This is a genomic window from Amycolatopsis sp. DSM 110486, assembly GCF_019468465.1.
In the GTDB taxonomy this organism is placed as follows: Bacteria; Actinomycetota; Actinomycetes; order Mycobacteriales; family Pseudonocardiaceae; genus Amycolatopsis.
In genome coordinates, this window is record NZ_CP080519.1 from 4,846,391 (window position 1) to 4,858,324 (window position 11,934).

The window sequence follows — 11,934 nt, forward strand, 5'->3', positions numbered from 1 at the left end:
CCTGGTGGAGCGCGCCCCGTTTCGTAAAGGATCAGTTCGCGTGCAGCGCTTCGTTCAGCTCGATCCCGACGCCGGTGCGCGACACGACCTCCACCGCACCCGTCGCCGAGTTCCGCCGGAAGAGCGCACCCGAAATACCCGAGATCTCCCGGGCCTTCACGGTCTTGCCGTCGACGACGACCTTCGTGCCGGCCGTGATGTAGAGCCCGGCCTCGATCACGGAGTCGTCGCCGAGGGAGATCCCCACGCCGCCGTTGGCGCCGATCAGGCAGCGCTCGCCGATCCCGATGACCTCCTTGCCGCCGCCCGAGAGCGTGCCCATGATCGACGCCCCGCCGCCGACATCGCTGCCGTCGCCCACGACCACGCCCGCCGAGATGCGGCCCTCGACCATGGACGCGCCGAGCGTGCCGGCGTTGAAGTTCACGAAGCCCTCGTGCATCACGGTCGTGCCGGACGCGAGGTGCGCGCCCAAGCGCACGCGGTCGGCGTCGGCGATGCGCACGCCCGTGGGCAGCACGTAGTCGACCATCCGCGGGAACTTGTCCACGCCGTACACGGTCACCGCGCCACGGCTGCGCAGCCGCAGCCGGGTCTGCTCGAAGCCCTCGACGGGGCACGGGCCGTGGTTCGTCCACACGACGTTGGCCAGCTTGCCGAAGATGCCGTCGAGGTTCTGCCCGTGGGGCTGCACGAGCCGGTGCGACAGCAGGTGCAGCCGCAGGTAGGCGTCGTACGCGTCGGCCGGGGCCGTGGCCAGGCTGTCGATCGTCACGCGCACCGCGACGACCTCGACACCGCGGTCGGTGTCGGGCCCGAGCAGCGCTGCCGCGGCGTCGCCGAGCAGCTCGGTGGTCTCGGCGGCCGACAGCCGCTCGGTGCCACTGGCGCTGGTGCCGGTCAGTTTCGGGTGCGGGTACCAGGTGTCCAGCACCGTCCCGTCGGACGCGACGGTGGCCAGCCCGACGCCGACGGCGCCGGTCGTTTCGGGGTCAGGGGTCTGCTCGCTCACGCCGGTCACGGTAGTCGAGTGACGCGCCTCAACCCGTGGTGGCCTGCTGGTTCACGAGCTTCTTCACCGACGTGAGCGCGCCCGAGATGGTGATCAGCGCCTGCGTGCACGCGCCACCCGGGCTCGGCACGGTCGTGCACCCCGCCCCGCGGAACGCGCTCACGCCCTGGTCGAGCGCGGCCGCCGCGTGGTCGAGCGCCACGTCGACGGTCTTGCCGGCCGCTGCGCGCTCGTGCACCGACGCGGCCGTGCCGCCGACCTCCGTGACGAACTTCTCGCAGCCCTTCGGCAGCTGCGTCTGCGGGCTCGTGTAGCAGGCGTCGGCGGACAGCGCGTCGAGCTTGATCGGCAGGGCGTCCGGGCCCGGCGAGCCGGGGTTCGGGCCGGGCGTGGGGCCCGCCTCGGAGCCGCAGCCGGTCAGGACCAGGGTCAGGAGGACGCCGCCGAGAGCGACCAGGGAGCTTCGCGTGCGCACGTCCCTCACCGTAGCCCTCGCACCGGGTCGGTACGGTGCCGGTATGACCTCGTTGGACCTGCGCGCCGACCCCGCCGACCTCACCGCCACCCTCGTCGACGCGTTCAGCGTCTCCGGCGAGGAGGGCCGGCTCGCCGACGCCGTGCAGGCCGCGCTCACCGAGCAGGCGCCGCACCTCGAGGTCGTCCGCAACGGCGACGCGGTGCTCGCGCGCACGAACCTCGGCCGCGGCTCGCGCGTGATCCTCGCCGGGCACCTCGACACCGTGCCGGAGAACGCCAACCTCCCGTCGCACCGCACCGGATCCGGCGACGAGGAGCTGCTCCACGGCCTCGGCTCCGTCGACATGAAGGGCGGCGACGCGGTGTTCCTGCACCTCGCCGCCACGCTGCCCGAACCGAAGCACGACATCACCTTCGTCTTCTACGACAACGAAGAGGTCGAAGCGGTCAAGAACGGCCTCGGCCGCATCGAGCGCGAGCTGCCCGAGTGGCTGGCCGGCGACCTGGCCGTGGTCGGCGAGCCCTCCAACGGCACGATCGAGGCCGGCTGCCAGGGCACGCTGCGCGTCGAGATCCGCACGAGCGGGACCCGCGCGCACACCGCCCGCGCGTGGATGGGCGAGAACGCGATCCACGCCTTGGCCGAGCCCCTGCGCCGGCTCGCCGAGTACGCGCCGCGCGTGGTCGACATCGACGGCCTCACCTACCGCGAGGGCCTGCAGGCCACGAAGATCTCCGGCGGCGTGGCCGGCAACGTCGTGCCCGACGCCGCCGTGCTCACGGTCAACTTCCGCTTCGCCCCGGACCGCAACCCCACGCAGGCGGAAGCCCACGTGCGTGAGGTCTTCCACGGCTACGACGCCACGCTCACGGACCTCTCGCCGGGCGCGTTGCCTGGTCTTTCGGCCCCGGCGGCCGCCGAGCTCGTGGCCGCCGCCGGTGGCCGCGCGGCCGCCAAGCTCGGCTGGACCGACGTCGCGCGCTTCGCGGCGCTGGGCATGCCGGCCGTCAACTTCGGCCCCGGCAACCCGAGCCTCGCGCACACGCAGCAGGAACACGTGCACGTGGCGGAGATCCGCCAGGTGGCCGACATCCTGCGCAAGTTCTTGAGCTGACGGCCGGCCGCCGCGCCCTGCTCACCCACCCCCAATGTGGCATTGGGTGCGCTGAACGCACCGAACGCCGCATCGGGTGCGTTGGGCGCACCGAACGCGGCATTGGGGTGCTTGCCGCAACCCGGCGGCCGGGGGTGAGTGGCGAGGACGGCTAAGCGCGAACGGCCTGGATGTCGAGCTTGATCTCGATCGTCGAGCCGACCATGACCAGGCCTTTGGCCAGCGTCTGCTGCCAGTTGATCGTGAAGTCCTCGCGGTGCAGCTCGGTCGTGGCGATGGCGCCGAGCCGGTCGCCGTTCCACGTCCGCAGGCCCAGGTAGCCGGCGTCCAGCCGCACGCCGCGGCTGGCTCCGTGCAGGTTGAGCGTGCCGTCGATGCTCCAGCGGTCGCCGGGCGCGCGGCGGAACCGGTGCCCGTGGAAGCGGATCTGCGGGAAGCGGCGCACGTCGAGGAAGTCCGGGGACCGCAGGTGGTCGTCGCGCTTCTCGGCCGAAGTGTCGATGCTCGCGGCGTCGATCACGACCTCGACGGTGGAGTCCTCGATCTGCTTGCCGACGACGATGCTGCCCTGGAAGCTGCGGAACCGGCCGTGGACCTCGCACAGCCCGATGTGCCGCGCGATGAACCGGATGGCCGTGTGGTCGGGGTCGAGCACCCATTCGCCCGGGTCGGGGAGCTGGCGGTTGTCGTCCGGCACGAGCCGCAGGTCCGCGAGCGAGGTGTGGTCGCCGCTCACGACCTCGACGGTGCTGTTTTGTGCCTGGTAGCCGCTCGCGCTCACGGACACCGCGTATGTCCCGGCCGACAAGGTGCTCACTGCCAGGCCGAACTCGTCCGCGACGGCCTTCGTCTGACGCTGGCTGCGCTTGTGCAGCATCACCATCTGCGTGCCCGGGAGCGGGTGGCCGTTCTCGTCACCGACCCGCACACTCAGGAGTCCGGCATCGGCGTTGAACGTCACGGGCCCGCCACGCTGTCCGTTGCTTCGCTTGCGCCCGAACACGTCGTCTCCTCTGCTTGACTTTGTCGGGGCACGTTATCAGCGACGTCAACGGAAGCCGGACCTGTTGAGCCGTAGTGAAGTCCGGCAGCGGGATCCCGGGCAGCGGTTCCGGGGCCGGGGCCTGGTGTTTCAGGCCCCGGCGCCGGGTTCAGCGGCCTTCGAGCGAGCGGACGTTGTCGCCGAACGTCCAGTTCTTCGAGCCGTCCCAGTTGATGGACCAGGTCATCAGGCCCTTTACGCCTGAAACGGCACGATAGGCCTGCGAGACGAGGTTCGGCGCCATGTACCCACCGCCCGCGCCGGACTGCGCCGGTAGCCCGGGCACCTGCTTGTCGAGCGGCACCTTCACCGTCGTGCCCTGCACGACCAGGCCGTTGGCGAGGCAGTTGGTCTGCGTGGTGAAGCCCTGCACGGTGCCGGCCTCGTAGGAGTCACCGGAGCAGCCGTACATGGAGCCGTTGTAGTACTGCATGTTCAGCCACCACAGGCGGCCGTTGTCGGCGTACTTCTTGATGATCGGCAGGTACGAGCCCCAGATCGAGCCGTAGGTGACGCTGCCGCCGGTCACGTAAGCGGTTTCGGGCGCCATCGTGAGGCCGAAGTTCGACGGCATCTGCGCGAGCACGCCGTCGATGATGCGGATGAGGTTCGACTGCGAAGCGGAGAGCGAGTTGATGTTCCCGCTGCCGGTCAGACCAGTCTCGATGTCGATGTCGATTCCGTCGAAGTTGTACTTCTTGAGGATCGGCACGATCGTGCTCACGAACTTGTCCGCCACCGTCGACGACGACAGGTCGATGCCCGCCGCCGCGCCGCCGATGGACATCAGGATCGTGGCGCCCGAGGCCTTGGCGGCGCACATGTCGGCCGGGGTCGCCACCTTCACGCCGGCGTCCATGCCGTCTTCCCACAGCACCGTGCCGTCGGACCGGATGACGGGGAAGGCCGCGTTGATCACGTTGTAGCCGTGGGACTTGATGCGGGCGTCGGTGATCGGGACCCAGCCGAGGCCCGGGTGCACGCCGTTGGCTGCGCCGTCCCAGTTCTCCCAGTAGCCCTGCAGCACCTTCCCGGCGGGCTTCGACTTCGCCGCGCACGTGTCGGCCTGCACCGACGCCCCGGCGGTTCCCGTGAGCCCCGCCAGCGGCAGGGCGAGCGCAGCGGCCACCACCGCGCCGAAGATCCGTGACTTGCGACCGAACATACCGGCTCCCGTCTCGCGGCAACGCTGTCCCAGCACGCGGCGTTCCGGGGAACGGTAAGCGGCGAACGGAGCAGTTGACTACCTACGAACGAGTGGTCTAGACAAATGAGTGGTCTGGACAAGTAGATCGGGTTGGAGGAAGGAGATTCCAGCGATCACCCTCAAAGCAATCTTTGCCACTGGAGGGCTGAACAACTCGACGACCAACAGCTACGACTCGCTCAACAACCTGATCGGCCTGCCAGCTACACCTACGACTCGCTCTCCCGAGGTTGCCACGGTCACCGACGGACGCGGGGTCCGGCTGAACCACGGCTACGGCTAGCTCGACCGCGTGGTCTCGGTGACCAAGCACAGCAACGCTGTCGTGCTGCAGAGCGCGGCATCGGCCTCCCCTTGCCGGCGGTGTGATACATCGAGGATTCGCTCACGCGCGGCCAGGCGGTGGAGTTGACCTCGACCGTCGAGGTGCCGCCCGCACTGCCGGTTGGCTGGGGCCCCCTTGCGCGCACGCGCCAGGTGCATCCGGCCGCGACGGCCTGGCGCGAACCCCGCGCCAGGCCGCCTCTGGCTCACGCCGCCCGCGACGTTTGCTCCACGCCGGCGGCAGGGGCGCGCTTTCTGCTCCCTCGCGCGTGGTTGAACAACACGTTCAGCACGAACGCGCACAGCGCTGTGCTGGTGATGGCGCTGCCGAAGACGATCTGCAGGCCCTGTGGTAGGTGCGTGTAGATGGACGGCGCCACCACCGGCACCATGCCGACCGCGATCGACAGGGCGACCACCAGCAGGTTGTGGTTGTCGGCGTAGTCGACTTTCTTGAGCACCCTGATCCCGACCGCGGACACCATCGCGAACATCACCAGCCCCGCCGCGCCCACCACCGGGTCCGGCAGCGACGCCACCACCGCCCCGAGCTTGGGCACGCAGCCCAGCACGATCAGCATGGCGCCGGTCGCCGCCGTGATCCACCGGCTGCGGATGCGGGTGATCTCGACCAGGCCGACGTTCTCGGCGTAGGCGGTGTCGATGAACGAGTTCATGATTCCGGCGAGCACTCCGGAGAGCCCGTCCGCGGCCAGGCCGCGGGCGAGGTCGCCTCTGCTGAGCGGCTTGCCGACCATCTCCGAGACCGCCAGCATGTCGGCCGTGGACTCGGTGAACGTCACCAGCATGACCACGCACATCGAGAGCACGGCGGCGATCGGGAAGTGCGGGGCGCCGAACTGGAACGGCATCGGGAACCCGAACCACGGGGCGCCGGCCACCCCGGCCAGGTTCACGAAACCGAGTGGTACCGCCACCGCGGTGCCCAGCACGAGCCCGATCAGCACCGCGGCCTGGCCGAGGATTCCCTTGAACAGCCGCATGAACGCGACGATGACCAGGATCACCCCGGCCGCCAGCGCCAGCCGCGGCACCGACGCGTAGCCCGGCGCGGTGCTGTCGCTCCCGGCGACCAGCTGCACGCCGACCCCGATCAGGGACAGCCCGATCACCGTGATCACCGTGCCGCTGACGATCGCCGGGAAGTACCGCACCACCCGCGCGAACAGCGGCGCGATGACGAGCCCGAAGATCCCCGCGAGCAGCATCGAGCCGTACACCGCTTGTAGCCCGTAGCCCTTGGTGATCAGGATCATGGGGGTGATCAGGGTGAACGTGGCGCCCGCCACGATGGGCAGCCGGACCCCGAGGATCCGGCCCACCCCTGCGCTCTGGATCAGCGTGATGACCCCGGACACGAGCAGGTCGGCGTCGACCAGCAGCGCGATCGTGTCGTGCGACAGGCCGGCGGCCGCCCCGAAGATGAGCGGGACCGCGATGCAGCCGGTGTACATGATGAACAGGTGTTGCAGGCCCAGCAGCAGCAGCCGGCCCGTCGGCGGTACCTGGTCGGTGGGGTGGCGGACCCCGTTCTCGGTGGGGGACATGCCGGCCTCCTAGCGGGCCGCGGCGGCGTTGAGGCGGGCGGCCTCGCGCTCCGCCGCGGCGTTCGGCCGAAGAGCCCGGGACCCGGCGAGCTTGGCGGCGATGTGGTCGGCCACGGTGGTCGGCGTGTAGAGCGGCTGCTCGCCTTCGGGCACGCACTGGGGCAAGACCTCGATGACAGCGTCGAAGTTGCCGTCGTGGAAGTAGGCGGCCGACCGGCGCGGGATCAACCGGCCCGTGCCGTCGGTCGGTGGCAGCACCCGGTGCAGGGTCGAGCGCCACTGGTCGTTCGTCCAGCGGGCCAGGGCGTCGCCGAGGTTGACCAGCAGCGCGCCGTCGGCGGGCAACACGTCGTGCCACGCCCCGTCGCCGTCGAGGATCTGCAGCCCCTGCACGGCGTCGGCCCACAGCACGGTGACGATGCCGTAGTCGGTGTGCGCCCCCATGCCCATCTGACCCCGGTCCACCACCGTCTCCTGCTCGGGCAGCCGGTAGTTGTTCATCCGCAGCACGTCGATCGAGTGCGTCGTGCGGGTGGCGAAGAAGTCCTCATCGAGGCCGAGCGCGAGCGCGAAGATGTCGGTGAGTCGGTGGGCCAGTGCGCCGGCGTGGGTCATCCACTCCGTGACCCGCTCCCGGAAACCGGGCACGGGTGGCCAGATGTTCGCCGGGTAGTGGTCGGCGGGCAGCTCCGGTGCCCCGGCCGCAGTCACGTCGGCGCCGACGTTGAACGCCTCGAACAGGTCTTCCGGGCTGGTCACACCGAGACTGAGGCTCACCTTCTCCGCGCGGGGCGGGGTGTAGCCGCGGTTGGTCTCCGGCGTCGCGGGGAGCCACTGTCGCTTCTCGTCCGCCGGCCGGGAGAAGAACGCGTCGATCGCCCTGGCGAGCCCGTCGGCCGCCGCGGCCGGGATGCCGTGCCCGACGATCTGCATGAAGCCGACCGTTCGGGCCGCCTCGTCGACCGCCGCCGCGATCGCGGCCAGGTCGGACGCGGACCCGCCGGGCCAGCGGCTGAGGTCGATGAGGGGGACCTGCAGGGTGCCGGAGTGGGGACCGGACATGGTGGCACCGACCTTTCGCATCGAGCGCGGGGCGGCTGCCTCCGCACACCGTTCACCAGTGTGGTGACCTGTGTTGCGGACATGTAACGAACCGAAGAATCCCCCGTTTCGATTGGTGTCACCTATCGCCGGCGACGATCAGCACCACGCGCAACCGGTCCTCGTCCACCCGGGCCCAGCGGTGCCGGGTCGTGCCGGGGTGGAACAGGCAGTCGCCCGGATCGAGCCGCACGGACTCCTCGCCCTCGAAGTCGACTCGCAGTCGGCCTTCCAGGACGATCAGCGCCTCGTCGCTGTCCCGCCAGAACCAGCCGTCGATGTCCTGGCCCGGCTCCGCGATGTACTCGATGATCTCGGCGATGGCGCCCGAGCCGCGGGCAGTCCTCGAGTACGCCGTCTCGGGCCGTTCGTTCAGGGCGTCGAGCCGGCGATCCGCCGCCCGCACCACGCGGATCGGCGAGGCCGGCAACGCGGGCAGCAGGTCGGCGGGGGAGACGGCCAGCGCTTCGGCGAGCCGGTACAAGGTGTTGACCGACGGTGCGTGCAGCCCTCGCTCCAGCTGGCTCAGGAAGGGCTGGCTGATGCCGGCGCGCGCGGCAAGATCTCGTGTGGACAGCCCCGATCGCGTCCGCGCTGCTCGTACCGCGGCCCCGACAAGTGCCCCGGCTTCGCCGGCTCGTCCTGTGTCCGTCGCCATCACCACTCCCTTTTCGTTGAGTCCGACGATAGGCGACACCATCTAAGACTGGGTTGGCTACGTGCGCCGGACAGGGTGCTCACCGGACTGTTCGTGGTGGCTGCGGCGCGCCGCTCTCGGCCGGGGCCGGCTCGGCGCCGCCCGGATCGAAAGGACACCGCGGCGCTGCTGCAGACGGCGACGGCGCGAGCAGCGGAAATCCACCATCGGGACCTGCTCACCGTCGCGGCCCTCGAGGTACTCGCAGACGACGACTGCGGTGCCTCGATGGCCGAACTCGGTCACGATGTGCCGTCGGGGTTCCCCCGAGTGTTCCTCGGATTCGAGGAACGCGAGGCCGTACCCCTCCGGCCGGCGGTGCTCGGGAAGCAAGAGCCTCTCCTCCAGTTCCGCGGAGCCAGGCTGCTCAGGCATTAGCATCGCGGTCGCGAAGTACTTGTCGAACACGTTCTTGATCGAAGCGACGTCGTCGTAGACGAAGTAGCCCCAGTTCTTCGAGCCGATCATGTCGAAGTTGAGGTACGCGGTGATCTTCGCGCGCTTGGCCGCCGCGATACTGTTCACGGAGAACTTCGAGCCGCGCATCCCCGACTCTTCGTCGGCCCACCAGGCGAACCGCACGCGCTGGGCCATCGCCGGATCGGTGCGCGCCGGCGTCAGCGCGACCTCCGGGATCGACGCGCTGCCGGAACCGTTGTCGTTGATGCTCGGCCCGGCGCTCACGCTGTCGAGGTGCGCGCCGAGCATGAGCACGCGGTTCGTGTCGCCCTTCGGCCATTCCGCGACGAGGTTCTGCGTCCGACCGGCACAGCTCGTGCACGTCTGACGGGTCACGGTGTAGCGGCGGCGCGCAGCTTACCCTCCACATAGGACACTGAGGCCGCGTAACCACCACCGTCTGAGCGGTTGCCGCCGTTCTGGCGGGCGATGGTCTCCAGCTGGTTGAGGTGCGTCTTGATGTTGGCGAGCGAGATGTCCGGCGCTACCGCGGCCGCCGCGACGGACGGCTGCGCGAGCGCGCCCAACGCGAACACCGGCGTCGCCAGGCCTGCGGTGATCCCTCTCCTGCCGGTCATCGGGTTCCCTTCGCGGACGGGGATGATCACCGTGAGTAAAGGAGTCGTCACAGGGTCGGTCAATGCTCCGAATGACCCAGGAAAGCATTACCCAGGCATTAATCAACCGCGAAAAACCCTTGAACATCAGGGCGTTTACCGGTCTGCGGTACGCGGCGCTACTTTCGTCGGGACTTGCTGTCAACCGGCCGTTGGTAGGTGTGGACCGGTGGTCCACAAGGGACCGTTCACCTCGCCGTCACCGACGTCGCCCGATGGTGGCGACGCTGGGGTTCTGCCTGGCGGGACGGCCCGTAGGCTGGGTTGGTGAGTGAACAGTCTGAGTTTCCGGACGGCCAGTACCCCGAGCGCCCGGTGGAGCGCCACAAGGGCCCGGTCGTGCTTCGGCGCGACCGTCGTGACCAGGGCAGCACCACCGACCAGCGGCTCCTGGACGCGCGCGGCCCGAGCGACTGGGTGCACACCGACCCGTGGCGGGTGCTGCGCATCCAGGCCGAGTTCGTGGAGGGCTTCGGCGCGCTCGCGGAGGTGCCGCGTGCGGTGACCGTGTTCGGCTCCGCGCGGACCAAGCGCGACGACCCCGAGTACGACCTGGGCCGCAAGATCGGCGGCGCGCTCGCCGAAGCCGGCTTCGCCGTGATCACCGGCGGTGGGCCGGGCGCGATGGAGGCCGTGAACCGCGGCGCGAACGAGGCCGGCGGCTTCTCCGTGGGCCTCGGCATCGAGCTGCCGTTCGAGCAGGGCCTGAACCCGTGGGTCGACCTGGGCGTGAACTTCCGCTACTTCTTCGCGCGGAAGACGATGTTCATCAAGTATTCGCAGGCCTTCATCTGCCTGCCCGGCGGCTTCGGTACGCTCGACGAGCTGTTCGAGGCGCTGGTGCTGGTCCAGACCAAGAAGGTGACCAAGTTCCCGGTGGTGCTGTTCGGCACCGAGTACTGGGGCGGGCTTTACGACTGGATCTCGAAGTCGGTGCTCGACGGCGGCAAGATCGGCGAGAAGGATCTCGACCTGCTGCACCTCACCGACGACATCGACGACGCCGTGCGCGTGGTCGAGGAGTCGTACCAGGCCTGGGAGGACACCCACTGATGAGCTCGTTGCGCCGGGTCTGCGTCTTCTGCGGGTCCTCGATGGGCTTCACCCCGGCGTACGCGGAGGCCGCCGCCGAACTGGGCAAACTGCTGGCCCAGCGCGGCATCGGCCTCGTGTACGGCGGTGCGAGCGTCGGCACCATGGGCGTGGTTGCCGACGCCGCGCTGGCGGCGGGCGGTGAGGTGATCGGCGTGATCCCCGAGGCGCTGTCCAGTGTGGAGATCGCGCACGCGGGCCTCACCGAGCTGCACGTGGTCTCCGACATGCACCAGCGCAAGGCCAAGATGGCCGCGCTGTCCGACGGTTTCCTCGCGCTGCCCGGCGGTGCGGGGACGTTGGAGGAGCTGTTCGAGGTGTGGACCTGGGCTCAGCTCGGCCTGCACTCGAAGCCCATCGGTCTCGTCGACGTCGGCGGTTACTACGGCCCGCTCGTGTCCTTCTCCGACCACATGGTCACCGAAGGGTTCCTGGGCGCCGGCTACCGCGACCTGCTGCTGGTCGACTCCGACGCGTCGGCGCTGCTGGACCGCTTCGCCGAGTACGCCCCGCCTGCGCCCCCGAAGTGGAACTGACTCAGGCGGCGCCCTCGCTCGGGCGCTTGTGGTAGGTGTCCACGTACTCCTGGCCCGAAAGCTCGAGGATCGAGTACATGACCTCGTCGGTCACGGAGCGGCGGATGGCCGACGACGAGTCCTGGCCCTCGTAGCGGGAGAAGTCCAGCGGGGTGCCGAACTTGATCTTGATCTTGCACACGTGCGGGATCTTCGAGCCGTCCGGCTGGATGCCCTCGGTGCCCCACAACGCGACGGGCACGACCTTCGCGCCGGTGGACAGCGCGAGCGCCGCGACGCCAGTGTGGCCGCGGTGCAGGCGGCCGTCGAGCGAACGCGTGCCCTCGGGGTAGATCGCGAACACGCCGCCGTCGTCGAGCACGCGCCGCCCGGCTTCCAGGGCGGCGAGGCCGGCGGAGGCGCTGCCGCGCTCGACGGGGATGTAGCCCAGCGCGTCGAGCGAGTTGGCGATGAAGCGGCCCTTCAGGCCCGTGCCGGTGAAGTACTCGGCCTTGCTGAGGAAACACACCTTGCGCGGCGTGGTGAAGGTGATCACGCCGGTGTCCAGCGCCGCGCGGTGGTTGGCCGCGAGCAGCACCGGTCCGTCGGCCGGCACGTTCTCCACACCCTCCACCTCGGGGCGGTAGATCGTGCGGACCAGCGGGCCGAGCACGAAACGGACGAGCAGGGGCAGCAAGGGGTCTCCCT

Annotated in this window: 13 protein-coding genes; 3 read left to right on the forward strand and 10 right to left on the reverse strand. The window is 69.9% G+C overall.

Annotated elements, in window-relative coordinates:
* Positions 1–31: 31 nt before the first annotated feature.
* Positions 32–1,012, reverse strand: coding sequence for a 2,3,4,5-tetrahydropyridine-2,6-dicarboxylate N-succinyltransferase (gene dapD, locus K1T34_RS23685; RefSeq protein WP_220246389.1), 981 nt, complete (start codon positions 1,010–1,012; stop codon positions 32–34).
* Positions 1,013–1,040: 28 nt separating this feature from the next.
* Positions 1,041–1,487, reverse strand: a complete 447-nt coding sequence (locus K1T34_RS23690) for a hypothetical protein (protein WP_220246390.1) — start codon at positions 1,485–1,487, stop codon at positions 1,041–1,043.
* 43 nt (positions 1,488–1,530) lie between these two features.
* On the opposite strand from K1T34_RS23690, the gene dapE reads away from it, so the two are divergent.
* The gene (dapE, locus tag K1T34_RS23695) at positions 1,531–2,604 is read left to right on the forward strand and encodes a succinyl-diaminopimelate desuccinylase (protein WP_220246391.1); all 1,074 of its coding nucleotides are present in this window, start codon (positions 1,531–1,533) and stop codon (positions 2,602–2,604) included.
* 151 nt (positions 2,605–2,755) lie between these two features.
* Here dapE and K1T34_RS23700 read toward each other — a convergent pair whose 3' ends face one another.
* The 7 genes from K1T34_RS23700 to K1T34_RS53460 all read right to left on the reverse strand — a co-directional run bounded on the left by K1T34_RS23700 (position 2,756) and on the right by K1T34_RS53460 (position 9,580).
* Positions 2,756–3,607, reverse strand: a complete 852-nt coding sequence (locus K1T34_RS23700) for a YceI family protein (protein ID WP_220246392.1) — start codon at positions 3,605–3,607, stop codon at positions 2,756–2,758.
* A gap of 148 nt (positions 3,608–3,755) precedes the next feature.
* Positions 3,756–4,811 carry a chitinase gene (locus K1T34_RS23705; protein WP_220246393.1) on the reverse strand — a complete coding sequence of 352 codons (1,056 nt, stop codon included), beginning with the start codon at positions 4,809–4,811 and terminating at the stop codon, positions 3,756–3,758.
* A 572-nt stretch (positions 4,812–5,383) separates the two neighbouring features.
* On the reverse strand, positions 5,384–6,745 hold the full coding sequence (locus K1T34_RS23710; protein WP_220246394.1) for a nucleobase:cation symporter-2 family protein: 1,362 nt from the start codon (positions 6,743–6,745) through the stop codon (positions 5,384–5,386).
* A gap of 9 nt (positions 6,746–6,754) precedes the next feature.
* Positions 6,755–7,807: an isopenicillin N synthase family oxygenase gene (locus tag K1T34_RS23715; protein ID WP_220246395.1), complete on the reverse strand. Its 1,053-nt coding sequence runs from the start codon at positions 7,805–7,807 to the stop codon at positions 6,755–6,757.
* A gap of 118 nt (positions 7,808–7,925) precedes the next feature.
* Positions 7,926–8,504 carry a helix-turn-helix domain-containing protein gene (locus K1T34_RS23720; RefSeq protein WP_220246396.1) on the reverse strand — a complete coding sequence of 193 codons (579 nt, stop codon included), beginning with the start codon at positions 8,502–8,504 and terminating at the stop codon, positions 7,926–7,928.
* Positions 8,505–8,561: 57 nt separating this feature from the next.
* Positions 8,562–9,338, reverse strand: coding sequence for a M28 family peptidase (locus K1T34_RS23725; protein WP_255638669.1), 777 nt, complete (start codon positions 9,336–9,338; stop codon positions 8,562–8,564).
* The gene (locus tag K1T34_RS53460; RefSeq protein WP_255638670.1) at positions 9,335–9,580 is read right to left on the reverse strand and encodes a hypothetical protein; all 246 of its coding nucleotides are present in this window, start codon (positions 9,578–9,580) and stop codon (positions 9,335–9,337) included. Before K1T34_RS53460 ends, K1T34_RS23725 begins: the two co-directional genes overlap by 4 nt.
* Positions 9,581–9,886: 306 nt before the next feature.
* Between K1T34_RS53460 and K1T34_RS23730 the strand changes: the two genes are divergently transcribed.
* A complete protein-coding gene (locus K1T34_RS23730; RefSeq protein ID WP_220246397.1) occupies positions 9,887–10,672 on the forward strand; it encodes a TIGR00730 family Rossman fold protein in 786 nt (261 codons plus the stop codon).
* Positions 10,672–11,247: a TIGR00730 family Rossman fold protein gene (locus K1T34_RS23735; RefSeq protein ID WP_220246398.1), complete on the forward strand. Its 576-nt coding sequence runs from the start codon at positions 10,672–10,674 to the stop codon at positions 11,245–11,247. The genes K1T34_RS23730 and K1T34_RS23735 overlap by 1 nt, the downstream gene beginning before the upstream one ends.
* A 1-nt stretch (position 11,248) precedes the next feature.
* Here K1T34_RS23735 and K1T34_RS23740 read toward each other — a convergent pair whose 3' ends face one another.
* The gene (locus K1T34_RS23740; RefSeq protein WP_220246399.1) at positions 11,249–11,923 is read right to left on the reverse strand and encodes a 1-acyl-sn-glycerol-3-phosphate acyltransferase; all 675 of its coding nucleotides are present in this window, start codon (positions 11,921–11,923) and stop codon (positions 11,249–11,251) included.
* Positions 11,924–11,934: the final 11 nt, after the last annotated feature.

Coding starts and splice junctions, on each gene's coding strand:
- dapE (WP_220246391.1), top strand. CDS start 1,531: ATGACCTCGTTGGACCTGCGCGCCGACCCCGCCGACCTCACCGCCACC.
- K1T34_RS23705 (WP_220246393.1), bottom strand. CDS start 4,811: ATGTTCGGTCGCAAGTCACGGATCTTCGGCGCGGTGGTGGCCGCTGCG.
- K1T34_RS23710 (WP_220246394.1), bottom strand. CDS start 6,745: ATGTCCCCCACCGAGAACGGGGTCCGCCACCCCACCGACCAGGTACCG.
- K1T34_RS23715 (WP_220246395.1), bottom strand. CDS start 7,807: ATGTCCGGTCCCCACTCCGGCACCCTGCAGGTCCCCCTCATCGACCTC.
- K1T34_RS23720 (WP_220246396.1), bottom strand. CDS start 8,504: ATGGCGACGGACACAGGACGAGCCGGCGAAGCCGGGGCACTTGTCGGG.
- K1T34_RS53460 (WP_255638670.1), bottom strand. CDS start 9,580: ATGACCGGCAGGAGAGGGATCACCGCAGGCCTGGCGACGCCGGTGTTC.
- K1T34_RS23735 (WP_220246398.1), top strand. CDS start 10,672: ATGAGCTCGTTGCGCCGGGTCTGCGTCTTCTGCGGGTCCTCGATGGGC.